Annotated in this window: 25 protein-coding genes; 21 read left to right on the top strand and 4 right to left on the bottom strand. The window is 58.9% G+C overall.

Annotation, left to right across the window (positions count from 1 at the left end):
- Positions 1 to 101: 101 nt before the first annotated feature.
- The gene (locus KYE_RS16570; protein WP_008175676.1) at positions 102 to 1,280 is read left to right on the top strand and encodes a fatty acid desaturase; all 1,179 of its coding nucleotides are present in this window, start codon (positions 102 to 104) and stop codon (positions 1,278 to 1,280) included.
- Between the two features lie 77 nt (positions 1,281 to 1,357).
- Here the strand turns inward: KYE_RS16570 and rsmD are convergent, their stop codons facing one another.
- Complete coding sequence (gene rsmD, locus KYE_RS16575; protein WP_008175679.1) at positions 1,358 to 2,008, bottom strand: 16S rRNA (guanine(966)-N(2))-methyltransferase RsmD; 651 nt, start codon at positions 2,006 to 2,008, stop codon at positions 1,358 to 1,360.
- A 161-nt stretch (positions 2,009 to 2,169) separates the two neighbouring features.
- Between rsmD and ftsY the strand changes: the two genes are divergently transcribed.
- The 8 genes from ftsY (at position 2,170) to KYE_RS16615 (ending at position 10,330) form a co-directional block, all read left to right on the top strand.
- On the top strand, positions 2,170 to 3,360 hold the full coding sequence (gene ftsY / locus KYE_RS16580; RefSeq protein ID WP_008175681.1) for a signal recognition particle-docking protein FtsY: 1,191 nt from the start codon (positions 2,170 to 2,172) through the stop codon (positions 3,358 to 3,360).
- A gap of 29 nt (positions 3,361 to 3,389) precedes the next feature.
- Positions 3,390 to 4,082: a cell division ATP-binding protein FtsE gene (gene ftsE / locus KYE_RS16585; RefSeq protein ID WP_008175683.1), complete on the top strand. Its 693-nt coding sequence runs from the start codon at positions 3,390 to 3,392 to the stop codon at positions 4,080 to 4,082.
- Positions 4,072 to 5,079 (top strand): permease-like cell division protein FtsX, encoded by a 1,008-nt coding sequence (gene ftsX, locus KYE_RS16590; protein ID WP_008175686.1) that lies wholly within the window; start codon positions 4,072 to 4,074, stop codon positions 5,077 to 5,079. Before ftsE ends, ftsX begins: the two co-directional genes overlap by 11 nt.
- Positions 5,080 to 5,270: 191 nt before the next feature.
- Positions 5,271 to 6,131 carry an RNA polymerase sigma factor RpoH gene (gene rpoH / locus KYE_RS16595; RefSeq protein WP_008175688.1) on the top strand — a complete coding sequence of 287 codons (861 nt, stop codon included), beginning with the start codon at positions 5,271 to 5,273 and terminating at the stop codon, positions 6,129 to 6,131.
- Between the two features lie 239 nt (positions 6,132 to 6,370).
- The gene (locus tag KYE_RS16600; protein WP_008175690.1) at positions 6,371 to 7,282 is read left to right on the top strand and encodes an NAD(P)-dependent oxidoreductase; all 912 of its coding nucleotides are present in this window, start codon (positions 6,371 to 6,373) and stop codon (positions 7,280 to 7,282) included.
- A gap of 7 nt (positions 7,283 to 7,289) precedes the next feature.
- Positions 7,290 to 8,069, top strand: a complete 780-nt coding sequence (gene hyi, locus KYE_RS16605) for a hydroxypyruvate isomerase (RefSeq protein ID WP_008175692.1) — start codon at positions 7,290 to 7,292, stop codon at positions 8,067 to 8,069.
- 103 nt (positions 8,070 to 8,172) lie between these two features.
- Positions 8,173 to 8,853, top strand: coding sequence for a response regulator transcription factor (locus KYE_RS16610; RefSeq protein ID WP_008175694.1), 681 nt, complete (start codon positions 8,173 to 8,175; stop codon positions 8,851 to 8,853).
- The gene (locus KYE_RS16615; RefSeq protein WP_008175696.1) at positions 8,840 to 10,330 is read left to right on the top strand and encodes a sensor histidine kinase; all 1,491 of its coding nucleotides are present in this window, start codon (positions 8,840 to 8,842) and stop codon (positions 10,328 to 10,330) included. Before KYE_RS16610 ends, KYE_RS16615 begins: the two co-directional genes overlap by 14 nt.
- On the opposite strand, the gene KYE_RS16620 is transcribed toward KYE_RS16615, so the two are convergent.
- On the bottom strand, positions 10,324 to 10,605 hold the full coding sequence (locus tag KYE_RS16620; protein WP_008175698.1) for a hypothetical protein: 282 nt from the start codon (positions 10,603 to 10,605) through the stop codon (positions 10,324 to 10,326). The two genes, KYE_RS16615 and KYE_RS16620, sit on opposite strands and share 7 nt — an antisense overlap.
- Positions 10,606 to 10,908: 303 nt before the next feature.
- Here KYE_RS16620 and greB point away from each other — a divergent pair, with 303 nt between their 5' ends.
- Entirely contained in the window at positions 10,909 to 11,424 is a 516-nt protein-coding gene (gene greB / locus KYE_RS16625; protein WP_008175701.1) for a transcription elongation factor GreB, read from the top strand.
- A gap of 111 nt (positions 11,425 to 11,535) precedes the next feature.
- Positions 11,536 to 11,985, top strand: a complete 450-nt coding sequence (locus tag KYE_RS16630; protein WP_008175703.1) for a hypothetical protein — start codon at positions 11,536 to 11,538, stop codon at positions 11,983 to 11,985.
- 9 nt (positions 11,986 to 11,994) lie between these two features.
- Here the strand turns inward: KYE_RS16630 and KYE_RS16635 are convergent, their stop codons facing one another.
- Together KYE_RS16635 and KYE_RS16640 are read right to left on the bottom strand one after the other, a co-directional pair.
- Positions 11,995 to 12,312: a site-specific integrase gene (locus KYE_RS16635; RefSeq protein ID WP_008175705.1), complete on the bottom strand. Its 318-nt coding sequence runs from the start codon at positions 12,310 to 12,312 to the stop codon at positions 11,995 to 11,997.
- A 133-nt stretch (positions 12,313 to 12,445) separates the two neighbouring features.
- A complete protein-coding gene (locus tag KYE_RS16640) occupies positions 12,446 to 12,706 on the bottom strand; it encodes an acyl-CoA-binding protein (protein WP_008175707.1) in 261 nt (86 codons plus the stop codon).
- A gap of 278 nt (positions 12,707 to 12,984) precedes the next feature.
- Here KYE_RS16640 and tssB point away from each other — a divergent pair, with 278 nt between their 5' ends.
- The 10 genes from tssB (at position 12,985) to tssH (ending at position 25,038) form a co-directional block, all read left to right on the top strand.
- Positions 12,985 to 13,482, top strand: coding sequence for a type VI secretion system contractile sheath small subunit (gene tssB, locus KYE_RS16645; protein ID WP_008175709.1), 498 nt, complete (start codon positions 12,985 to 12,987; stop codon positions 13,480 to 13,482).
- Positions 13,483 to 13,538: 56 nt separating this feature from the next.
- Complete coding sequence (tssC, locus tag KYE_RS16650) at positions 13,539 to 15,020, top strand: type VI secretion system contractile sheath large subunit (protein WP_008175710.1); 1,482 nt, start codon at positions 13,539 to 13,541, stop codon at positions 15,018 to 15,020.
- 3 nt (positions 15,021 to 15,023) lie between these two features.
- A complete protein-coding gene (gene tssE / locus KYE_RS16655) occupies positions 15,024 to 15,464 on the top strand; it encodes a type VI secretion system baseplate subunit TssE (protein ID WP_008175712.1) in 441 nt (146 codons plus the stop codon).
- Between the two features lie 145 nt (positions 15,465 to 15,609).
- The gene (gene tssF, locus KYE_RS16660; RefSeq protein ID WP_008175714.1) at positions 15,610 to 17,382 is read left to right on the top strand and encodes a type VI secretion system baseplate subunit TssF; all 1,773 of its coding nucleotides are present in this window, start codon (positions 15,610 to 15,612) and stop codon (positions 17,380 to 17,382) included.
- Positions 17,346 to 18,362, top strand: coding sequence for a type VI secretion system baseplate subunit TssG (tssG, locus tag KYE_RS16665; protein ID WP_008175716.1), 1,017 nt, complete (start codon positions 17,346 to 17,348; stop codon positions 18,360 to 18,362). The genes tssF and tssG overlap by 37 nt, the downstream gene beginning before the upstream one ends.
- A gap of 20 nt (positions 18,363 to 18,382) precedes the next feature.
- Positions 18,383 to 19,699, top strand: a complete 1,317-nt coding sequence (tagH, locus tag KYE_RS16670; protein WP_008175718.1) for a type VI secretion system-associated FHA domain protein TagH — start codon at positions 18,383 to 18,385, stop codon at positions 19,697 to 19,699.
- Complete coding sequence (tssJ, locus tag KYE_RS16675) at positions 19,696 to 20,229, top strand: type VI secretion system lipoprotein TssJ (protein ID WP_008175720.1); 534 nt, start codon at positions 19,696 to 19,698, stop codon at positions 20,227 to 20,229. Before tagH ends, tssJ begins: the two co-directional genes overlap by 4 nt.
- Positions 20,229 to 21,563 (top strand): type VI secretion system baseplate subunit TssK, encoded by a 1,335-nt coding sequence (gene tssK / locus KYE_RS16680; protein ID WP_008175721.1) that lies wholly within the window; start codon positions 20,229 to 20,231, stop codon positions 21,561 to 21,563. The genes tssJ and tssK overlap by 1 nt, the downstream gene beginning before the upstream one ends.
- A 3-nt stretch (positions 21,564 to 21,566) precedes the next feature.
- Positions 21,567 to 22,394 (top strand): type IVB secretion system protein IcmH/DotU, encoded by an 828-nt coding sequence (icmH, locus tag KYE_RS16685; RefSeq protein ID WP_008175723.1) that lies wholly within the window; start codon positions 21,567 to 21,569, stop codon positions 22,392 to 22,394.
- Between the two features lie 10 nt (positions 22,395 to 22,404).
- A complete protein-coding gene (tssH, locus tag KYE_RS16690; RefSeq protein ID WP_008175725.1) occupies positions 22,405 to 25,038 on the top strand; it encodes a type VI secretion system ATPase TssH in 2,634 nt (877 codons plus the stop codon).
- Positions 25,039 to 25,104 lie beyond the last annotated feature (66 nt).

Genomic DNA, 25,104 nt, shown 5'->3' on the forward strand with positions numbered 1-25,104 from the left:
GTAACAATTTTGCATCCAAATGCTGTTGTTGTGGCTTACAGCTGTACGCTAAAGTGTGAAGGTTGGCCTCGCGCCAAAGATATTGATTTTGAGGATTTGCTATGTGGTTTAATGGTCTTCTTGACCTGTCGGTGATGCAGCTCATTCTGGTCACCCTCGGAATGACACACGTCACGATTGTCAGTGTAACGCTCTACCTGCATCGCCATTCGGCGCATAACTCGCTGGACCTGCATCCGGCCCTGAAACACTTCTTCCGGTTCTGGCTCTGGTTAACCACTGCGCAGAACACCAAGGAATGGACCGCCATCCATCGTAAACACCACGCCAAGTGCGAAACCGAGGAAGATCCCCACAGCCCGGTCGTCTTGGGTATTCGCAAGGTACTGTTCCAGGGCGCCGAACTCTATGCGGAATCGGCGACGCCCGAAACGCTCGAGCGCTATGGCCAGCGGACACCGGAAGACTGGGTGGAGCGCAATGTTTACAGCCGCTACAAGATGCTCGGCATCGCGTTGATGGCGGTAATCAACCTGGCCCTGTTTGGCGTTCACGGTATCTGGATCTGGGCGGTGCAGATGATGTGGATTCCAGTCTGGGCTGCCGGAGTGGTCAACGGTATCGGCCACTGGATGGGTTACCGGAACTACGAATGTGCCGATAACGCCCGCAATATCAGCCCACTGGGTTTTCTGATTGGCGGTGAAGAGTTGCACAACAACCACCATACCTATCCCAACTCCTCCAAGCTGTCTCGCCGCTGGTTCGAGGTGGATATCGGCTGGGGCTACATCCGCCTGTTCCAGTTGTTCGGACTGGCCAAGCCCAAGGGTTATCGACCCATTGCCCACCATGTGCCGGGTAAACTGGAGGTGGATGTGGAAACGGTTCAGGCCATAGCCAATAACCGGTTCGATATCATGCGCCAGTACCGTAAACGTGTCATGGAGCCGGTCCTGCGCCAGCAGAAGTCGCTGATGGACGATGAGATCCGTCCCCGTTACCGGAAGCTCAAGCAACTGCTCTCCCGTGAGATCACACTGATTCAGCCGAAGGAGAAGGAAACCCTCGAGTCTGTGCTGGAGCGCAATGCGGTGCTGCGCCAGATCTATGAGAAGAGCCACGAGCTGCAGGCGCTCTGGCGTCAGCGTGGGCTCAAACCCCAGGACAAGCTGAACGCGCTGATGGAGTGGTGCCGTGAGGCGGAAGCCAGCGGTATCCGCTATCTGGAAGAGTTCGCCGAGCACCTCCGGGCCTACTCGCTGCGCCCTTCGGCCTGATGCCGGGTTGAGAATCGACGTAAACCTGCTTCGGCGGGGAATCCGGGGCCAGATGAAAGCGTTCATCTGGCCCTTTTTTATTCTGGCCCGGAAACAACCCGGAACAGGGAGTAGGTGACCTGTCCCGCACTCTTTTGCCTGTGCAGCTGCCAGGAAACGGGCACAGAAGGCGTTGGCAGCTCGCTCTCGTGTTCCATGTAAACCCAGCCGCCGGGTTTGATCCACGCCTGTTGTTCCAGCAACGGAAACAGCTTTTCGAGCCAGCCCTGGCGAAACGGCGGATCCATGAACACGATATCGAATGGCGGCCGGTTTCTCTGGGCCAGATAGCTTTCGACGTCCGAACACACCACTTCGCCGTTGTCGGATTTCAACAACCGGAGGTTGTCCCGCAGTGCTTTGGCCAGAGCTGGCGTGTGGTCCACGAGGGTGGCCTGCCCGGCACCCCGGGAAAGAGCCTCTAGCCCAAGCGCGCCGGAGCCGGCGAACAAATCGAGGCAGTCACTGCCGGCAAGGTGGAAGGCAAGCCAGTTGAACAGGGTTTCCCGGGTGCGCGCGGGGGTGGGTCGAACGCCACCGGCGTCCGGAAAGCGCAGTTTCCGGCTGCGCCAGTCGCCGCCAATGATTCGCAGCTCACCGGTGCCGCTGCCTTTGCCAGCCGGAGCCGCCTCGCGACCGGCTGGGGATCTCGTCTGGTGAGACCTGCTTGCGGATTGTCTGCGCGCCATAGCCGCCGCTCCACGGAAATATTCGGTTCAGGATATGTGCCTGCATCTTACCGGAAACGTTTACGGTCGCGATAATCGGAGCGACCCTCACTTCACCGGGACAGTCTGCTAGAATACCGGCTTTCTTTGTCCCGCCCATTCAGACTGATGGATTGATTTTTATGACGGCAGAGTGGATTTCAATCGGCCTCCTGGCCCTTCTTGTGCTCGTATTTGTCCTGGATATCGTCGGCAACCGTAGCCGGGCACCACGCCCCAAGCCGGTGCCGCAGCGCAAGCCCGAGGTTTCCAAAGGGCCGGCACCAGAGCCGGAAGAGGGCGAGATTGAAGCGCCTGCCGCAGAGCCACAACCAGAGCCGGTGGCTGAGCCGGAACCGACCCCAGAGCCCGAGCCCGCGGAAGAACCGCAGAAAGCACCGGAACCGGAGCCTCAGGTCAGCGTTTTCGAGCGCATCAAAAAGGGGTTGGGCAAAACCCGGGCAAGCCTGACCGGTGGCTTGTCCGACATGTTCTCGCTTGGCAAGAAAATCGATGAGGAACTGCTGGAGGAAATCGAGACTACGCTGCTGATGGCAGACGTCGGCGTAACCGCCACTTCTGAAATCATCGACTCACTCACCGACAAACTTGAGCGCAATCAGCTCAAAGACGGCGAGGCCCTGCGTAAGGCTCTGAGGGATGAACTGCATGGTCTGCTGAAGGATGTCACCAAGCCACTGCAGATCGACTCCGGCAAGACGCCTTACGTGATTCTCATGGTGGGCGTAAATGGGGTGGGCAAGACCACCACCATCGGCAAGCTCACCAAGAAATTCCAGAACGAAGGAAAATCGGTCATGCTGGCCGCCGGCGATACCTTCCGTGCCGCTGCGGTTGAGCAGCTGCAGGTCTGGGGCGAGCGCAACAAGGTTCCGGTGGTGGCGCAACACACCGGCGCTGACAGTGCCTCGGTGATTTTCGATGCCATCCAGTCGGCCAAGTCCCGTGGTGTTGATGTGGTGATTGCCGATACTGCCGGCCGCCTGCAGAACAAGGACAACCTGATGCAGGAGCTGGAAAAGGTGGTCCGGGTTATGAAGAAGCTGGACGAATCCGCACCCCACGAGGTCATGCTGGTGCTGGATGCAGGCACCGGCCAGAACGCCCTGAGCCAGGCGCAGGTGTTCCAGCAGGCCGTCGGCGTCAGTGGCATTACGTTAACGAAACTGGACGGCACGGCCAAAGGCGGTATCGTGTTTGCCATCGCCCGTCAGTTGCAGTTGCCCATCCGGTTTATTGGTGTCGGCGAGCAGGTGGACGACCTGCGCAGTTTTGATGCCGAAACCTTTGTGGACGCCCTGTTTGACGAATAGCCCGGAATCCAGCCGCGCGGAAGCCGCCCATGATTGAGTTTCGCCAGGTCACCAAGCGTTACGACAGTGATCACACCGCTCTGCGACAGGTCAATTTTGGCCTGGAACGCGGCGAGCTGGCGTTCCTGACCGGCCATTCCGGCGCCGGCAAGAGTACCCTTCTGAAGCTGATCATGGTGATGGAGCGCCCCAGTGCCGGTGAAGTGGTGGTTGGGGGGCAGGTTCTGAACCGTTTGCCCCGACGCCAGATTCCCTACATTCGTCGTCACATTGGCGTGGTCTTCCAGAACCACCAACTGTTGTTTGATCGCACGGTGTTCGACAACGTCGCCATGCCACTGGAAGTCATGGGCGCCTCCCCCAGAGATACGGGTCGCCGCGTGCGCGCGGCCCTGGACAAGGTGGGTTTGCTGCAGAAGGAAAAAATGAACCCGATGCAGCTCTCTGGCGGGGAGCAGCAGCGCGTGGGTATTGCCCGGGCGGTGGTGAACAAACCCCCGGTGCTGCTGGCGGATGAGCCCACGGGTAACCTGGACCCGGCTCTGTCTGCGGACATCATGAATCTGTTCGGGCAGTTCAGCCAAGTGGGTGTGACCGTGTTGATCGCAACCCACGACATCGCCCTGATCAACGAGATGGGGCGTCGAACGCTGAAGCTGGATCATGGCCGTCTGGTGGCCGGCGGCACGCCAGTTCTCGGGGGAGGTGTCCATGGCCGCTGATCCCCGCAAGAAAGCACAGCCTACCCGCGGCGCCAACCAGGCTCGCGCGCCCTGGCGTGAGCAGGCAGAAAGTTATTTCATCCATCACCGCAAGGTCGCCAGGGACAGTGCCAACCGCCTTTTGCATACACCGGTGGCGAGTCTGATGACGTGGACGGTCATGGGGGTTGCCCTGGCGCTGCCAGTGGCATTGCTGTTGCTGCTGACCAGTCTTCAGGGAGTCAGCGCAGGCTGGGAGAGCAGCGCCCGGGTGACCGCCTATATCGAGTTGGATGTGCCTCTCGAACGAGCCCGAGTGCTGGGTAACGAGATTTCCGGAGACGGCCGGGTGGCAGGTGTTGAGCTGGTGGATCGCGACCAGGCGCTTGCGGAGTTCCGCGCTTCATCGGGCCTGGAAGATGCTCTGGACTATCTCGAGGATAATCCGCTGCCACATACCCTGCTGATTACCCCGGAAGAGGGCGCCCGGTCCACTGAGGGTGTTGAGGGGTTGGTGCGGTTTATCGAGGGCATGGAAGGCATAGAGCGGGTTCAGGTAGACCTGGGCTGGTTGCAGCGGCTGAACGCCATGACGGATCTTCTTGCCCGTGCTGTCTGGGCGTTGGCGATCCTGCTTGCGGCGGCGGTTGTGCTGGTGATCGGCAATACCGTACGGCTTTCAATCGAGAGCCGTCGGGACGAGATTCTGGTTGCGAAGCTGGTGGGCGGAACAGACAGCTTCGTTCGCAGGCCCTTTCTGTACACCGGCGCCTGGTTCGGGCTCGGTGGTGGGATTGTTGCCCTGATATTACTGCAATTGTCACTTTGGTGGCTCAGCGGGCCCATAGAGCGGCTGGCAGGCCTGTACAGGAGCGACTTTTCCCTGGATGGGCTGCACATTGATGGCGCCCTGGCGTTGATAATTGTTTCGATGCTGCTAGGCTGGCTAGGCGCTTGGGTGGCCGTGAAGCGTCATCTGGATGACATGGAGCCGGGTGATATTGCCGGAGGAGCATGATCCGAATAACGGGAAAACCGTATTGAAGAGACAGCTTCTATTGGCGTAAGTTGTTAGATAGTAAAGCCACGGTGAATTTCCCAGATAGTTGTTTTATAACGTTTTACTGGGAATTTCGGGAACTTTCAGGGTTCTTGGCGGTCTAAAGGGTAATTGATATATTTAGGGCCGTTGGGTTCGGAGGTTAGAGCATGGGTACGAGTTTACAACTGGTTGACAGATTGGTTCCGGGTCAGAATCTCGAGTCTTATATTCAGGCTGCGAGCCGCATCCCGGTGCTCACAGTTGACGAAGAGCGGGAGCTGGCTGAACGGCTCCATTACGAGGGCGATGTGGAAGCCGCCCGTCAGCTGGTTATGTCCCACCTGCGCTTCGTGATTCACATTGCCCGGAGCTATTCCGGCTATGGCCTCGCTCAGGCGGATTTGATCCAGGAAGGCAACGTTGGCCTGATGAAGGCGGTCAAGCGCTTCAATCCTGAGTACGGTGTGCGGCTGGTGTCTTTTGCGGTGCACTGGATCAAGGCAGAGATTCACGAGTTTATCCTGCGTAACTGGCGGATTGTTAAAGTGGCCACCACCAAGGCCCAGCGTAAGCTGTTCTTTAACCTTCGCAGCCAGAAGAAGAAGCTTGCGTGGCTCAGCCATGATGAGCTGAACGCTGTTGCCGAGGATCTGGGTGTCGAGCCCAGGGTTGTCCGCGAAATGGAAGGCCGGCTGGCGTCTCAGGATACCGCCTTTGACGGTCCTCAGGACGACGATGACGACAACGCCTATCAGGCGCCTGCGTACTATCTGGAAGACGCTCGCAGCAACCCGGCGACCCAGCTTGAGAACGCGGATTGGTCGGACGATTCCAATGGCCGGCTGATGCAGGCTCTGGGGCAATTGGATGAGCGCAGCCAGGATATTCTCCGGGAGCGCTGGTTGTCTGAAAGCAAGTCGACCCTGCACGAGCTGGCCGACAGGTACGGCGTCTCGGCCGAGCGTATACGGCAGCTAGAGAAGAATGCGATGAAGAAGATTCGCATGCAGATGTCAGAGGTGGCCTGAGTTATTGGCTAGCCACTGAGTACCTGAGTCGTAAAAAACGCCACCACCGGTTCCGGTTGGTGGCGTTTTTGTTTGTATAATCGGAAACTTTACCTTGGGGGCAGAAGCGATTGGGTGGGCCTTTCCAAAACACGCTGTGAATACGTCCATGTACGCTCGGCTCCGCCATCCATGGCTCCGCACGGTTTTGGAAAGGCCCACCCAATCCCTTCTCGAACCTTTGTGCAAAGGCCTGAAAAATGACTGATAAGCTCCCTAATATCGCATTTCTTGGCATCGGCCTGATGGGCGCGCCCATGACCCGTAACCTCCTGAACGCGGGCTTTCCGATGACCCTTTGGAACAGAACGGCCAGCAAGTGCGAGCCCTTTGCTTCTGAAGCAACCATTGCCAAATCCCCGGCGGAGGCGGTTGCCAATGCCGATGTGGTGATCACCATGCTGGAGAACAGCAATGTGGTGGAGCAGGTGCTGGTCGCCCAAGGCGCGATTGATGCCCTGAAGCCGGGCGCGCTGGTGATTGATATGAGCTCAATTCAACCTTCCGTGGCCCGGCGGCATGGCGAGTTGGTTGCAGAGCAGGGCGCTGGGTATGTGGATGCGCCGGTGTCCGGGGGGACTGTGGGCGCGGCTGAAGCCCGCCTGAGTATCATGGCGGGTGGCTCGGAAGCGGATGTGGATCGCGCCCGGCCGGTGTTCGAGGCGCTCGGCAAGTGCACGCGGATTGGTCCTGTTGGCGCGGGGCAACTGGCGAAGCTGGCCAATCAGGCTATTGTTGGTATCACCATTGGTGCTGTGTCCGAGGCGCTTTTGCTGGCGGCGAAAGGCGGTGCCGATCCTGCCGCTGTGCGGGAAGCGTTGCTGGGCGGGTTTGCCGGTAGCCGGATTCTGGAGCTCCATGGCCAGCGGATGATCGACCGGGAATTTGCACCCGGCGCGCCGGCTCGGATCCAGCTAAAGGACATGCGGATGATTCTGGATGAGGCCCGTGCGGAAGGGTTGACCCTGCCCCTGGCTCAACAGACGCACAATGAATACCTGTCGCTGGTGGCCAATGGCCACAGTGATGTCGACCACAGTGGCCTGTTGCTGGAGCTGGAGCATCTGAACGGTGCCCTGCTTGGCTCCCTTGGCCGCGGACCGAAGGAGTAAACACGCCATGCCCCGTTTTGCTGCCAATCTGTCCATGCTGTTCACGGAAGTGGACTTTCCCGAGCGCTTTGCCATGGCCCGGGCCGCGGGTTTTGAGGGCGTGGAATACCTGTTCCCCTATGCCTACCCCAAAGAGCGACTCGGCCAGATGCTGAGCGATAATCAGCTGACTCAGGTGCTGTTCAATCTGCCGCCCGGTAACTGGGACGCCGGTGAACGGGGCATCGCCTGCCTGCCGGACCGGGTTGAGGAGTTCCAGGCCGGCGTGGATCAGGCGATCGACTATGCCAAAGCCCTTGGCTGCCGGCAGCTGAACTGCCTTGCGGGGCTGAAGCCGGCGAACGTTTCCGATGACATTGCCTGGCAGACGTTGGTGAGTAATGTCGCCTGGGCAGCGGGCAGGCTGGCTGACGAGGGTATCACCCTGTGCCTGGAAGCCATTAACTCGCGCGTGGATATGCCAGGCTTCGTACTGGATACCTCCGGCAAGGTGCTCGCACTGATCGAGGAAATCGACGCGGACAACGTGCGCCTGCAGTACGACCTTTACCATATGCAAATCATGGAAGGGGATCTGGTGCGCTCCATGGAGTGTCTTTTGCCCTGGATCGGCCACATTCAGTTTGCGGACAACCCGGGGCGACATGAACCCGGCACGGGGGAGATTAACTTTTCGAATGTTTTTGCGGCCATCGATGCCATGGGATATGACGGCTGGGTAAGCGCGGAATACCGGCCTACCGGGGCAACCGGTGACAGTCTAGGCTGGTTTCCGGGGAAAGCCTGACCGTCGCCATTGGCGACACCCTCTTACAAGATCGTAACTGGCCGGGTTGCCAACTTCTTCGTACCCTTGTCGTTACTGTAATCCGCTATCGGGAGGAGAGCCGGTGAAAGCGCTGGTAATCGAAGACGATCAGGACGTTGCAAATTATCTTGTCAAAGGGCTGAAGGAATCCGACTTCGTGGTCGACCATGCAGCCGATGGCAAGGAAGGCATGATGATGGCGGCCAGCGAGGATTACGACATCATGATTGTAGATCGCATGCTGCCGGGAATGGACGGTCTGTCCATTATCAAAACCGTGCGTGCGACCGGAAACCAGGTGCCGGTTCTGATTCTCAGCGCCCTGGGTGATGTGGACGACCGCGTGGAAGGTTTGCGTGGCGGCGGCGATGACTACCTCACCAAGCCGTTTTCATTCACCGAATTGTTGGCCCGTATCGAATCCCTGGTGCGCAGAAATCGGCAGTCGGCGGAAACCGAGACCGTACTGCGGGTCGCCGATCTCGAAATGGATCTGCTTGCACGCACGGTAAAGCGGGCCGGCCAGAATATTGATGTCCAGCCGCGGGAGTTCCGTCTGCTGGAGTACCTGATGCGTAATGCCGGCCAGGTGGTCACCCGGACCATGTTGCTGGAGAAAGTCTGGGATTACCATTTCGATCCCCAGACCAACGTCATCGACGTACACATCAGCCGGCTGCGAGCCAAGATCGATAAGGAATTCGATACACCCTTACTGCAGACCATCCGGGGTGCAGGGTACATGTTACGTGAAACTGCTTAGCCAGCTCAGGACCTCGTCCTTCCAGCTAGCCCTGCTGTACATGGTGGTGTTTGCCACCTCGGTATTTCTGTTACTGGCCTTTATCTACTGGCGTACGGCGGGCTTCATGACCGCCCAGACCGACGAAACCATTGAAGCGGAAATCGCCGGTCTGGCGGAGCAGTATCGTGGCCGAGGCGTGAATGGCCTCATCACCATCATCCGTGAGCGTGTTGCCCGCGACCCCAACGCCAAATCTATCTATCTGCTGACCACCGACGACTTCCTGAAGCTGGCCGGCAATATAGAGACCTGGCCGGAAGGCAGCCGGTCAGAGAGCGGCTGGATCAACTTCACCCTGAACGAATCCGTCGGCTGGACCGGGGTTGAACGCCTCGCCCGTGCCCGGATCTTTGAGGTTCAGGGTGGTTTGCGCCTGCTGGTCGGACGGGATGTCGACGAACTCACCAACCTCAAGCGGGTGATTGAAACCGCCATCAACTGGGGCATGGGAATCACCCTTGCCCTTGCACTGCTTGGTGGTTTCCTGATGAGCCGCAGTACGACCCGGCGTATCGAGGTTATCAACAACACATCACGTCGGATCATGAACGGCCACCTTTCCCTGCGGATACCAACCCGTGGCACCGACGATGATTTCGACCAGCTGGCGGAAAACCTCAATCAGATGCTGGACCGGATTGTGTACCTGATGGAAGGCATCCGGCACGTTTCCGACAGTATCGCCCACGATTTGCGCACGCCCCTGACCCGACTCCGCAACCAGCTTGAAAACACGCTGATGTCGGTGGATAACGACGAGGCGAGGGAGCAGGCCGGCCGCGCCGTGGCGGAGGCCGATCAGCTGCTGGCCACCTTCAACGCATTGTTGCGCATCGCCCGCCTGGAAACCCGTGGTAATACCGCCGACATGAAACCTGTGCCGCTGGATGAGTTGGTCACCGATGCCTGTGAGCTCTATGAGGCCTTGGCTGAGGATAAGGACCAGTCGTTCGAGCAGGGCCTGGAAAGCGGAGTGATGATCGAGGGCGACCGCGACCTTCTGTTCCAGATGGTCAGCAACCTGATTGATAACGCTATCAAATATACGCCGGAGCATGGCGTTATAGGCGTATCTGTTCGGCGCGAGGGTGCCGATGCGGTGTTTGAAGTCCGGGACAGTGGAATCGGTATTCCCGATGCCGAGAAAGACCAGGTCTTCCAGCGGTTTTACCGGGTAGGCAAGAGCCGTTCTTTACCGGGTAATGGTCTGGGCCTGAGCCTTGTGAGCGCTGTTGCAGAGATTCACCAGGGCCAGATTGTCCTCAGTGATACCCATCCCGGGGAAGAACCGCCGGGGCTTACCGTGGCGGTGAAGATTCCCGCCTACACCGAAGCCCGCAAACGCATTCGCGCGGCCCAGGCGGAACAGCCGGCAGATTCAGCGGCCGGGGAAACCCGGGCCGCCTCTCAATCAACCGGCGTAAATACTCACTGACTGGCGCGAAACCGGTTGATCCTCGACAGCACCGGGGCAACCAATGCATCTCTGCGCGACTCGATTTCGTGAGTAATCCTTTCAACCTGGGAGCGGCGACGGTTCACGCGTACCTGAATGCTGTCCCATTCACCTTCCAGGTGCTTCTGCTCTACCGCCAGAAAAGCCGCAATGTTGTGGCGGTTGATCTTGCCGGTAATCCCGTACTGGTCCAGCCGGTAGCCTATGGCATCCACGCCATTAAGCGCCAAGTTCAGCAGGGTCTGAGTGTTCATATTGGTATCTCCGTGAATGGAAGCGGTAAAAATCTGTATGACGCTAACGCTATGCTCAGGACCTAGAGTGTGCAACCTAATTCCGACTTCGCGGGTCTTCATATTCCCTGACCAAAAGGTAATTCCTCGGCCACTCCGGTGTAATCCAGGCTGTGCATAATGGAAACTGTAGCTTTGGAAGCCTGCACGATTTGTTGCTTGCTTCTCCCTCCAGCACAGCGCTAGCCTTACCCCGTTTTTACGGGGTTTTTTTATGCCCTTCCCATTTCTGATTCCCATCTGGCAGAGGACGTTGCAAAACCAATGACCCAGGTTCCCGGTAATGGCGGCCCCCGCCCGCGATACATCACGCCGGAAGGCGAGCGGGCCTTGCGTGATGAATTGCAGTATCTCTGGAAGGTAAAGCGCCCGAAAGTCACCCAGGCCGTGCGTGAAGCCGCCGCCCTTGGCGATCGGTCCGAGAATGCCGAGTACATCTACGGCAAGAAGCAGTTACGGGAAATCGACCGGCGGGTGCGTTTCCTCAGCAAACGCCTGGAAGAGCTTACCGTGGTTGACCGTTTGCCGGATGACCGGGACAAGGTGTTTTTTGGCGCCTGGGTGACGGTGGAAGACGAGGACGGTGATGAGCAGACCTATCGGCTGGTCGGCGCGGACGAGTTTGATCTGAACAAAGGCTACCTCAGCATCAACTCACCGCTCGCCCGGGCCCTGATCGGCAAACGCCTTGACGACGAAGTGAGCGTTCGCACGCCGGAAGGTTGGAAGTCGGTCTTTGTCGTAGGAATTCGCTACGAGGCGCCATCCGACGACAAGTGAATGATGTCACAAAATTGGCGAGTGCCCGGGCAGGTTGTGTGATTTGTCGATAAACTGATCAAAATTTGTCACAACTGGTCGCAGACAGGATCGTCTGCCGGGGTAAATGCCATGGGTATGCGTGGAGAAGCGGGGAACGTTCAGAGCAGGGTAATCACGGTGCTTGTCTTGGCTGCGGCATTTTCTGCCGGTGCGGCCTTTGCGCAGAGCGATGCGCAGGACAGTGCTTTCCAGTACGAAGAACGCTCAACCATCCACACCATCCAGCTGAATTCCATGGAGGAAGAGACGCTGGCCAATACCGTTATCGAGGGTGGCCTTGCGGCACCGGCTGCGGGTGTACCGCTCAAACCCCGGGTTGAAGACGACTTCTACCTGGATCCCCTCGGGCTTCGACCCGGAGATAACCGCACGGACCTCGGCCGATCACAGATTCCGGTGGAGTTCCGGTTCAGCAATCCGAAATCCATTCCCGGGCAGACCCACAGCAACAACTACGTGATCCGCCCACCCGAGAACCGCACTTACGATGCGCTTAACATCAATATGAATGAGCGTTGAGACAGGCTATCAGGCTGCGGCGCAGCCGTTGTCTCCGGCGGGCGTTTTACCAAGTACATCTTCATAGAAAAATGCCAGGGCCTGACTGGCCTGATTGAAACGCGCCCGGGATACCCGCATGCGATCGTTCAGGTATTCCAGAAACAGCCGGCGGTCTTCATTGGCCAGCGCATCCGGATCTTTCATGTCGCTAAACAGCACGAACCGTGTGATCCAGTGCAGGTAGGTTTGCTCAGAGCGTTGATTGAGCTTTTGTTCGTGGATGGCGTCCTTGACCCGTGCCACCAAGCCTGGCTGGGACTGTTCCAGCGCTTCCGTGATGTCCATAAATAACTCTTCCTGGTGAATTGGTATTGTTATTTTGCGCGCATCTTATGACAGCTCATTTACGAGCGCAAAGCTTTATTCAGGAAGATTGACTCTGGTCATTTTTCGACCAGAGTCTGGGCTGGAACACCAGTTATTTCAGGGCTTCAAGCTTGTCTATGTACTTCTGCATGGCCTCATCGCTGGACATGCCCTTAGCCTTTTCCCAGGCATCAAACTTGGCGCGGCCGACAAAATCCATCATGCCCGGGCGCTTGCCGGACACATCTCCCTCGGTGGCCTGCTTATAGAGCGCATAGAACTCCAGTTTCATCTCGTTGGACGGTTTGAAGTCGCCCTCGGCAGTCTGGATGTAATTCACGGCTTCGTCGAAGCGGGTTTTCAGGTCACTCATGTTGATCTCCTTATGGTTTCGTGTTGATCCTGCTCGTTGGGCGAGTATAGCCACAGCCAACAATGCCGTCATTGACTGAATTTTCGTATGAGTGATGACAGATTGGAGATCCCGCGTATTCTGGCAAAAGCTTGCCCGGCCGCACATTCGCGAACAAAGTTGGCCAGTTTTTGCTTGAGCCTGGCAAGTGATCTGTGTAGAGTTTTGATCGTTGCGCGCCAGGAGGGTGCGTACAAGGGATTGAACAATTGCAAATGATTTGCACAGGGAGCAAGCGCATGTCTTCAAAAGACGGTTCCGTCGCGCCTAAAGAGCGCATCAATATCAAGTACGTCCCCGCCACCGGAGATCAGCAGGCAGAAACCGAGTTGCCGCTGAAGATGTTCGTGGTTGGTGATTTCAAGGGACACGCCGAAGAAACCCCCATCGAAGATCGCAAGGCCATTTCCGTCGACAAGAACAACTTCCGTTCGGTCATGAAGGAAGCCGGCCTGACCCTTTCCACCACCGTGACCAACAAGCTGGATGAGGAAGCCGACGAACTGCCGGTAAACCTGGAATTCCAGACCCTTGATGACTTCTCTCCCGACAGCGTTGCCCGTCAGGTTCCGGAGCTGAACAAGCTGATTGAACTGCGGGAAGCCCTGGTGGCCCTGAAAGGCCCATTGGGTAACGTACCGTCGTTCCGTTCCAAGCTTCAGGAACTGCTGGACAACGACGACGCCCGGGACAAGCTGCTGGCCGAACTGGAACTGGCCACAGACAGCAACGAGTAAGGGAACACCCGCTCATAATTTCCGACTGAATTCAAAACGTACTAAAAGGATGTGGTATGTCTGATACTGCTGTGCAGCAATCTGCTGCCTCCGAATCCGTCACTGAAGGCTCTCTCCTCGACCAGGTCATGGCCAACAGCCGCATGGCGCCGGCGGATGAGGGTTACGATGTTGCTCGCAAGGGCGTGGCAACGTTTATTGCCAACCTGCTGAAAAGCGACGAAAAAGGCCAGCCGGTCAACAAGGCCCTGGTGGACCAGATGGTGGTGGAGCTGGATCGAAAGATCAGCGCCCAGATGGATGAAATCCTGCACGCGCCCAAGCTGCAGGAGCTGGAATCTTCATGGCGCGGCCTGAAACTCATGGTGGACCGCACCGATTTCCGTGAGAACATCAAGGTGGATATCCTCCACGCCACCAAGACCGAGCTGCTGGAAGACTTCGAGTTCGCGCCGGACGTTACCCAGACCGGGTTCTACAAGCACATCTATTCCACGGAATATGGCCAGTTCGGTGGTGAACCGGTCGGCGCGGTTGTTGGCAACTACGCCTTTACCCCGTCCACACCCGACATGAAGTTGCTGCAGTACGTATCGTCGGTCGGAGCGATGGCCCATGCTCCGTTTCTGTCCTCAGTGGCACCGTCGTTCTTTGGCGTCGACAGCTACCAGGAACTACCCGCCATCAAGGAACTGAAGGCCGTTTTCGAAGGCCCGAAATACGCTAAATGGCGCTCCCTGCGTGAATCCGAAGACGCCCGCTATCTGGGCCTCACTTCACCGCGCTTCCTGCTGCGGGTACCTTACGATCCCACCGAAAACCCGGTGCGCAGCTTCAACTACAAGGAAGACGTATCGGCGGACCACGAGCATTACCTGTGGGGCAACACAGCCTACCTGCTGGCCACCCGCCTTACCGAAAGCTTCGCCAAGTACCGCTGGTGCCCGAACATCATCGGTCCCCAAAGCGGTGGCGCAGTCGAGGACCTGCCGGTGCACCTGTTCGAATCCTTCGGTCAACTGGAAGCCAAGATCCCGACCGAAGTGCTGATTACCGATCGTCGCGAATACGAAATGGCCGACGAAGGCTTCATTGCCCTGACCATGCGCAAGGGCAGCGATAACGCGGCCTTCTTCTCCGCCAACTCGGTGCAGAAACCCAAGCAGTTCCCCAACACCAAGGAAGGCAAGGAAGCGGAAACCAACTACAAGCTGGGTACCCAGCTGCCTTACATGATGATCGTTAACCGCCTGGCCCACTACATCAAGGTCCTGCAGCGGGAACAGATCGGCTCATGGAAAGAGCGCCAGGACCTGGAGCGGGAGCTGAACACCTGGATTCGCCAGTACGTGGCCGACCAGGAAAACCCCCCCGCCGAAGTCCGCAGCCGTCGCCCCCTGCGCGCGGCACAGGTCACCGTTTCTGACGTGGAAGGCGATCCGGGCTGGTACCAGGTGTCCCTGGCGGTTCGGCCCCACTTCAAGTACATGGGTGCCAACTTCGAACTGTCACTGGTTGGCCGGCTGGACAAGGATTAATCCGTGTTCCAGCACCCGGCCAGCGACGGATCGCAGGCCGGCAGCGGCAGCCTGTTCGAGAGACTGGAGCAGGCTGCCGAACCGGCCGGCCAGAGTATGGGAGAAGTCACCCACGTTGTTGAATCCATCAAGCGCCATCTGGTTCGGCTGCTGAACGCCCACCCGGGCAACAGCGCCAGCGTGCCGGATCTGGGCCTGCTGGACTTCAACGACGCCACGCTCGGCACCCACGATCTGAGCGTCCAGATCCGTGGCGCGATCCGGCAGTGCATCGAGAAGTTCGAACCCAGGGTGAAGCGGGTGGATGTGGTTAATCTGCCCCAGGGACCCGATCCGCTGCAGTTGCGGTTTCAGGTGACCGTGTACCTGAATGTCGGCGCAAATGACGACAAAACGACCATAGATTTAGTATTGGATGACAAACGTTACTACCAGGTGGTGTAACGAAACGGATAAGCAAACACCAAGGATAGCGAGAGACGGTGGGGATGCTTTTCTGCAGGGAAAAAATGTCTGAGCGCAGCGAGTTGTTTTTTCCCGGAAGAAAAGTGTACCGACCGTCTCATACTCCCAAGGATGCGGTAGTTGTATGAAGTTAAATCGGTTCTACAGGGACGAGTTGAGTTTTCTCAGGCTTCAGGGCCGGGAATTCGCGGATGCCCATCCGCAGTTGACACGGTTTCTGTCCGAGCAGAGCACCGATCCAGATGTTGAACGGCTGCTGGAAGGTTTTGCTTTCCTGACCGGAAAGCTCCGGGAAAAGGTCGAGGACGAGTTCCCGGAGATTACCCACTCGCTGCTGAACATGTTGTGGCCGAATTATCTGCGGCCGGTACCCAGTTGCACGATCATGCGCTTTGATCCGCAGTTGCATGCAATCAGTGAACGCCAGAGGGTAGAGCGTCATACCGAGATCAAGAGCCGTCCCCTGGGCGATGCGAATCGCCAGACCCAGTGTCGGTTCCGCACATGCCGGGCGGTGGATGTATTTCCTGTGAGCGTTGCCGCGGCCCATGCAGAGCACTCACGGGAAGTGTCCTCAGTGACCGTGGACCTGGCACTGCACACCGATCAGCCCCTGTCGTCACTGGGCATGGACAGCCTGCGCTTTTATCTGGGCGGCGAGAGTCATATCGCCGAAACCCTTTTTCTCTGGTTGAACCACTATCTGGAACGCATCGATCTGGTGGTGGGTGACGCTGTTTACCGACTGCCTGCCTCGCTTTTGCGGCCGGTCGGTTTTGGCAACGAAGAGGCCCTGTTGCCGTATCCCAAGAACGCCTACCCCGGTTACCGCATTCTGCAGGAGTATCTCAGTTTCCCGGAGGCCTTCCGTTTTGTGGATATTCTCGGACTCGGGCGTCGGCTGCCAGCGCTGCAGGCCGACGAAATAAGCCTGCGTTTCCATTTCAGTCGGATATTGCCACCGGATGCAAAAGTGCGGGAGGACAATTTCCAGCTCTATTGTGCCCCGGCGGTGAACCTGTTTACCCACGAAGGTGAGCCGGTGGACCTGAACGGCCGCCAGACCGAATACCGGATTTCGCCTTCCAGCCGCTCGCCGGATCACTACGAGGTGTTCAGCATTGAGCAGGTGGAAGGCTGGCTGGAGGGACGGTCCGGGCGCGGTGAGCCCCGCATCTACATGCCCTTTGAGAGTTTCCAGCATGAGGTGGAACGGGATCGAGGACGGACCGCCCTGTACTATCGAGTCCGGGCCCGGGACAGCGTGCGCGGGGACGGCTTTGATCATTATATGTCGTTTGTCCGGGGCGACGAGTCGGAGTGCCTGAGTCGGCAGGAAGCGGTTTCCCTGACCCTCACCTGCACCAACCGCCACTTGCCCAGCCAGCTGGCGGTAGGCGAAATCTGCATGGCGACCGAGAGCACGCCGGCGTTTGCCACCTTCAGCAACATTACCCGGCCCACCGCGACCCTGCGGCCAACCCTGGATGGCAGCCTGTTGTGGACGCTGATCTCGAATCTGTCACTCAATTACCTGTCCATGCTGGACGTGGATGCCCTGCGCACGGTGCTGCGGGTCTATGATTTCCGGGCCCTGGTGGACCGTCAGGCGGAGCGGGTGTCCCAGAAGCGTCTGGCCGGTATTACCGGTATCGAGACATCCCCGGTTGACCGGATGGTCAAGGGCCTGCCGGTGCGCGGGATCCGCTCGGTACTGAAACTGGACCAGCAGGCCTTTGCATCGGAAGGTGATCTTTACCTGTTCGGCACGGTTCTCAGCCAGTTCTTTGCTCTTTACGCCAGTATCAACGCATTTCACCAACTGGAAGTGGTGAACACCGATAATCAGGAACGGTACACATGGACGTTACAGCAAGGTCAGCAGCCGCTGATGTAGCCGAGCTGCAACCCGTTCTGGGCAATGCGCGGCGATACAGTTTTTTCCAGCTGGTGGACCTGATTCACCGGCATCACGGGGATGATCTGGAGCGAAACAGCGACGACCAACCCCGCCAGGAACGGATCCGGTTTTCTGCTTCCGCAGGGTTGGGGTTTCCCGGCAGCGATGTGGTTTCGGCGCTGTCGCCGGAGCACGAGCATGCCCCGTATCAGATGGAAGTCAGCTTTCTGGGGTTGCACGGCTCCCAGTCGCCATTGCCGGGCTATTACCTTGAAGACCTGGCCTGGGAAGCGGGGCAGAATCTGGGCATCCGGCGGCATTTTCTTGATTTTTTCAATCATCGCCTGGTCACGCTGTTCCACCGGGCATGGCGCAAGTATCGCTACTACGTTCGGTTTCAACCCGGTGCCTCGGACGGCTTTTCAGAGCTGATCTTTGCCCTGATAGGTCTGGGCGACAGCCGGTTGCGGGAGGCGACACCGGTGAACTGGTCCAAGATGCTGGCCTATTCCGGCCTGATGGCCGGTCGTAGCCGGTCGCCTGAGGTGGTGAGCGGCATCGTTGCCCATTGCTTCGATCTGGATGATGTCAGTATTGAACAGTGGGTCCTGCGCAAGGTGGCCATCGCCGATGATCAGCAGACCCGACTAGGCCAGGCTAACGCCTGTCTGGGCAGCGACACACTGGTGGGATCGGCCATTCGGGATCGCAGTGGTAAATTCGTGCTCCGGTTGCGAAATCTCAGCCGACAGCGCTTTGCGGATTTCCTGCCTAATGGCCAGGACCACCAACGCCTGGTCAAGCTCGTTGAGTTCACCACACGGGAGCAGCTGGCGTACGACCTGGAGCTTCAAATGCGTCCGAAAGACATCCGTCCCATGGAGCTGGGAGAAGATGTGCGGCTGGGCTGGAATTCCTTCGTGACCCCGGAAAAGGCCAGGCGCCGACCGGCGGTCCGGATCCAGATTCGCCGGTGAATCCGGCAGGGAAGATATTCATGGATGAACAACAGGCTGTGGGACTCAAACTGACAGTCACCAATCCGACTGTTGCTGGCGGCGGGGCAACCATCGACCACTGCTTCAGTGTTCGTGGCGGCTCTATCGGTACAGCAGCCAGTGATACCTGGCGGTTATCGTCCCACCGAACGGGTGCGGTTCCCGGCCACGCGGAGATCCGTTTTCTGGACGGCGGCTTCTGCCTGATTGATCGCAGTGGCCGGACCTACATCAATAGCGCAAGTCAGCCGGTGGGTCGGGGCCGTCGGGCACGACTGAATCATGGCGATACCATCAGTATTGGTCGCTATCAACTTCGTGCGGAGTTGGCCGAGGTTGTAAGTGAACCGCTGCTTGAGAGAGGTGAGGCAGATCAGGCCCGGCAACTGATTGATGTCGATGAAGGGCCGCTGATGCGGGCCGAGTACTTAACCAGCCAGACTGAGAACCCGGAGCCGCTGCAGAATTTTGGCGCGATAGCCGGGGAGGCAGTCAGTGATGACCCATTGGCACCCTGGAACCTACAGCCGGACCAACAGAAGTCGGATGCTGACGCGCTGATGGTCAGCGAGACCTCCTGGCGCGCCGCCGAAAGGCAGGTTTCGGATGAGTACCGTGAAAACCGCGACGTAGCGATGGGCCTGCCAGTTCGCAAAGGAGAGAAAGACAGGATGTCTGAGATTTCAGAGAGCACTGATCGCAGGGAGGCTTCCGATCAGAGCAGCAAGCACATCAGTGGTGCCCCCCTGTTGCGGGGTATGGAAGTCGGGCTGGACTTTGCCGACAGCGACGAGATGCGTCTGTTCCTGGAGGAAGTAGGGCAAACACTGAAGTCGACCGTGGAAGGCCTGTTGGCCCTGCATCAGGGAGAAGACAGCAGGCATCAGGCGCTGCGAACCCGCCTGCAACCCATCGAGGATAATCCACTGCGGTTGGGTGAGGGTTATGAGGATACGGTGCAGACCCTGTTCGCCAGCCATCGTAGCCCGGTTCACCTGTCGGCGCCGGCGGCGGTGCGGGAGAGTCTGCAGAGCCTGAATCATCACCAGCAGGCAACCCGTGAGGCCATCAGCGAGGCATTGGAGGCCATCCTGCATGCCTTTTCGCCCGAGGCCTTGCTGCGTCGTTTCCATGGTTACCGCCGGGGACTGCGCCAGAACGAGGACGAGGGACGCTGGGCATGGGATATGTACCAGCATTATTACCGAGAGTTGAAATCCAGTCGTCAGCAGGGATTCGAGCGTCTGTTCCAGGAAGTGTTCGAACAGGCTTACGACCAGAACCTGCGCCAACTACAGAGGGAGAACCCGTTGTGAAGACCTGCAAATGGAGTTTGCTGGCCATCGTATTCGTGCTTGCCGGATGCAGCACACCCTATAACGCGGTCACCAAAACCGCAAAAGTGCTTTGGGACCCGGATATCCCGGTGGGATACCCGGAGGATCTGCCCAGCCGGGTCGGTCTGACCATGGTGGCCGAACCGGATGTAAACCCGAATGAATCCCTGGCACCCACGCCCGTTGCGTTTCAGATCATCGAGATGCGCGACAGCTCACTACTGATGGCCGGGGATTTCGACCAGCTACTGAGTGACCTCGAGTCGTCACTGGGCCAGAACTATGTGGACCACAGCGATTACTCCCTGGTGCCGGGCCAGTTCAAGTTCATCGAACCCTTTGAGATTGGCGAGGACACCCGATTTATCGGCGTGATCGCCTTTTACGCCTATCCCAACCTGTCCCAGTGGAAGAAAGTGGTGAAGGTGGATCCAATCGGTGGCCGCTACAACCTGCTGGTGAACCTGCGGGAGCGGGAAGTTCAACTCAAGCATTCGGATGACACCTGATGGCGGTAACCAATCGAGTCGTCTGGAGTGATGGCCTGTTCATCAAGCCCCAACACTTCCAGCAACAGCAGCGATATCTGGAACACCAGATCAATGAACGGGCGCTCGCGATCTCCGATTATCTGTATGGCTTCAGCGACCTGGAACTGAACGCAGAGTACCTGAGTTTCGGCCGGGTTGGCCTGGTTCGGGCATCCGGCCTGTTCCCGGATGGCACCCGCTTCAGTCTGCCCCAGGACGATGTGATGCCGGAGCCGATGGAAATCACCGATGCCTCCGTGGCCAATCAGATCGTGTACCTGGCCCTGCCACTGGGCAGTGACAGCCTCGCCGAAGTGGAATGGCCGGACGCCCCGGTGGCGGGCCGGTTCCGTGCCGACTCCCTGGAAATCCGGGATCTGCATTCGGTCGACGGTGATGCCCACACCATCAATGTGGGCCGGGTTGCACCCCGCCTGATGCTGGAGCGAGACGATCGCAGTGCCTATGCGGCCCTGGCCATCGGCCGGATTCTTGAGAAGCGCCCGGACGGCAGCCTGGTGATGGACCCGAACTTCATCCCGACCATGCTGAGTGTGCGAGCGGCACCGAGGCTGCAGCGATTTGTCGGGGAAATGGCGGGCCTGATGCGGGAGCGGGCACGCACTATCGCCGAGCGTGTCGGTGCGCCCGGGCAGGGGGGCGTTGCGGATGTGGCGGATTTCATGTTGCTGCAGATGCTGAACCGGGCCCATCCCAGGTTCATGCACCTGGCCCGCCTGCGCCAGTTGCATCCTGAACGGCTGTTCGAAGCCCTGCTGGAACTGTGTGGCGAGCTGGTGACCTTCACCGATGAAGGGCGCCTGCCGAGGGAGTACCCGGCCTATGACCACGATCTGCCGGAGGATTGTTTTACCCCGCTCATGCAGGTTCTGCGGCAGTCCCTGAGCACGGTGCTGGAACCAAGAGCCCTGGCTATCCAGCTTCAGCAGCGCCAGTACGGCCTGACCGTGGCCCCGGTTCAGGATGCCCAGTTGGTCCGGGATGCGGAATTCATTCTTGCGGTCAAAGCCGACATGCCGCTGGACGATCTGCGCAAGAAGTTCACCCAGCAGTGCAAGGTGGCCTCGGTGGAGAAAATACGGGATCTCATCAGCCTGCAGCTGCCGGGAATTCCGCTCGCTGCGTTACCGGTTGCACCCCGGCAGTTGCCGTACCACGCCGGCTTCGTGTACTTCCGCCTGGACGACCAGAGCCAGGCCTGGCAAATGCTCGACAACGCCAGCGGCTTCGCATTCCACGTGGCCGGCAGTTTCCCGGGCATGGAAATGCAGTTCTGGGCAATCAGGAGCTAAATCATGGCAGATGCACAGGTAATGGACTTACCCAACGGCAGCAGGAATTCCGGCAGCAGTGCGTTCAGTGATCTGATCTTTGCCGACAGCCGGGGAGCCGCTGAGGGCAACAGGGAAGGCCAGGTCGACGAGCAGTTCCAGCTCAGAGGGTTGGAACATAACCGCCTGATTGACGCCGCCACACCATTGCTTGGCCTGGTGATCAGGATACGCAGGCTGGCGGATTATCGCGCGGTGGAACCCCTCTACCAGCAGGTGGTGGATGAGATTGCTGCCATCGACCGGGAACTGGTGGAGCAGGGTTACGACCGGCCGGTTGTTGTCGCCTATCGGTACGTCCTCTGCGCCTTCATCGATGAGGCCGTGCTGGGGACCGACTGGGGCGCCCATAGCGTCTGGTCTCAGCACTCCCTGCTGTCCCGCTTCCACAACGAGACCTGGGGTGGGGAAAAGGTTTTTGCCATTCTTGCCCGGATGGAGCAGGAACCGGCCCGTTATCGCGACATGCTGTCGTTTATCTACCTGTGCCTCTCCCTGGGTTTCGAAGGGCGGTACAAGGTGATGGAAAACGGCCGGGATGAATACGACCGGATTGTTCGTGGCCTGCACGAGCAACTGAAAGCGTTGCAGGAGGAACAGGACCCGGCGCCTCTTGCGGATGCCCGGGCGAACGTAACGCCAACCCGGAACCGGTTGCGCAGCGGCATGCCCGTCTGGGGCATTGCAGGTCTGTTTGTGGCGGCCATGGCCGGCATCTACTCCCTGTATAACATGGCACTGAACGAGCGCATCACGGACGTATTGCGCGTACTCGACCAACTACCGAAATAAGGACATCAACGTGATTCGGGTAGAACTGCCGGCGCTGATCGGGCGCCTCAACGACATGTCACGCCAGGCGCTGGAAGCCTCCGCCGCCCTGTGCATCAGCCGCCAGGGCGCGGAAATCACTCCGGCCCATTTGCTGTTCAAGCTGCTGGAAACACCGTTTTCCGACGTGCGCCAGATTCTGGAGCACACCGGCATTGATCATCAGCAACTGCAACCGCTGGTGGGCGACAGCCTGAACGGAGAGGTGCAAAGCGCTGAGCCCTATCCATCGTTCTCGCCGCTGTTGGTGGAACTGATGCAGGATGCCTGGCTGCTGGCTTCCACCGAACTGGGGCACACCGAACTGCGCTCGGGCGCGGTTTTCCTGGCCCTGCTGATGAATGCCGACCGATACCTTATGCCCCGGGTGGCACAGGCACTGGCGGACATCAACCGTGAGCAGCTGCGCAAGCAATTTGACCGGTTCACCGAGGGCTCCGCGGAGCGGCTGGAACCGAGCGAGCAGGAACCCGGGCAACCGGTGGCAAGCGCGGATCTGGACCCGCTCAAACGCTACGCTACCGACTTCACCGGACTGGCCCGGGAAGAAAAACTGGATCCGGTGGTGTGCCGTGACGCCGAGATCGACCAGATGATCGACATCCTCTGCCGCCGCCGCAAGAACAACCCTATTGTGGTGGGCGATGCCGGTGTGGGCAAAAGCGCCGTGGTGGAGGGCCTGGCTCTGCGCATCGTCAACGGCGATGTGCCTGACCGCTTGAGAAACGTTGAGCTCTGGACCCTGGACATGGGCGCCCTGCAGGCCGGCGCCTCGGTGAAGGGCGAGTTCGAGAAACGCCTCAAAGGCGTGATTGAAGCGGTCAAAGGCTCCGCTACCCCCATCATCCTGTTCATTGACGAAGCCCATACCCTGATTGGCGCCGGCAACAGCGAAGGCGGCTCCGATGCGGCCAACCTGCTCAAACCGGCCCTGGCCCGGGGCGAGCTGCGCACCATCGCCGCGACCACCTGGCGCGAGTACAAGAAATACTTCGAAAAAGACCCGGCCCTGAGCCGCCGTTTCCAGCCCGTGGCATTGGATGAACCCACACCCGGAGAAGCCGTCCACATCCTCCGTGGCCTGCGCACCGTCTATGAAAAAGCCCATCAGGTCCTGATCGCCGACAGCGCCCTGAAAGCCGCTGCCGAGATGTCTGCCCGTTACCTTGCCGGCCGTCAGCTACCGGACAAAGCCATCGACGTACTGGACACCGCCTGCGCACGGGTCAGCCTGAATCTGAGCATGCCGCCCAGACGCCTGAGCCACGTCCGCAGCGAGCTGCATCAGCTGGCCATGGAACAGAACCTGCTGAGCCGGGAACACACCCTGGGCCAGACCGTGGATGCCGACCGGGAAAGGGAACTTGAACAGCGCATTGCCGGGATCACTGCTGAATCCGCAGCCCTGGAACAACGCTGGAACGACCAGCGCGAGCTGGTGGCACGACTGGTGGAGATTCGTGAACAGTTGCTCACCGGCGAATCCCAGGCCGAAGCGGATACCTCTGAATTGACCGATGGGGATACAGAAGAACGCCCGGACCTGAAAAGCGAAGCCGCCGCCATCGAGCAGGAACTGACTGAACTCCATGCCGACGAGCCGCTGGTACACGCCCGCGTTGATGCCAGGCAGGTGGCCGAAGTCATCGCCGACTGGACCGGCATTCCGGTCAATCGCATGACCACCGACGAACTGGAAAAAATCACCCACTTGCCGGCGTATCTGCAGGAGCACATCAAAGGCCAGGACACCGCCATCGACTGCCTGCACCAACACCTGCTCACCGCCCGCGCCGACCTGCGCCGGCCTGGCCGCCCCATGGGCGCCTTCCTGCTGGTGGGGCCCAGCGGCGTCGGCAAAACCGAAACCGTGGTACAGCTCGCCGAACTGCTCTACGGCGGCCGCCAGTTCCTCACCACCATCAACATGTCCGAATACCAGGAAAAACACACCGTCTCGCGCCTGATCGGTTCACCTCCGGGGTACGTTGGCTTCGGCGAAGGCGGCATCCTCACCGAAGCCATCCGTCAGAAACCTTACTCCGTGGTTTTGCTCGACGAAGTCGAAAAAGCCCATCCGGAAGTCCTCAACCTGTTCTACCAGGCGTTCGACAAAGGCGAACTGGCTGACGGCGAAGGCCGACTCATCGACTGCAAAAATGTCGTCTTCTTCCTCACCTCCAACCTCGGCTACCAGACCATCGTCAACCACGCCGAGTCCCCGGCCAGCCTGGACGAAGCCCTCTACCCGGAACTGGCCAGCTTCTTCAAACCGGCCTTGCTGGCAAGAATGGAAGTGGTGCCCTACCTGCCTCTGGGCGAGGAAACCCTCAACCGCATCGTTGGCGACAAACTCCAGCGCCTGGCGGACCAGATCAAGGCCCGTTATCACACCGAAGTGGAACTTCAGGACGGCCTGATCGATGCCATCCGTAGCCGTGCGACAAGAAGCGAAAACGGCGCAAGGATGCTTGAGTCGATCATAGAGGGTGAGCTTTTGCCGCCGGTTTCATTGGCGTTGCTGGAGAAACTGGCGGCGAGGGAGTCGGTTACGAAGGTCATGTTGGGTGTTGAAGATGCCAGATTTACGGGAATGGTGGTTTAGGGACACTCCAAATCCGCACGGTGTGCGGTTGGCGAACACAAAAGCATAAAAATCTTAGGGAAGAGA

Source organism: Marinobacter manganoxydans MnI7-9 (assembly GCF_000235625.1).
GTDB lineage: Bacteria > Pseudomonadota > Gammaproteobacteria > Pseudomonadales > Oleiphilaceae > Marinobacter > Marinobacter manganoxydans.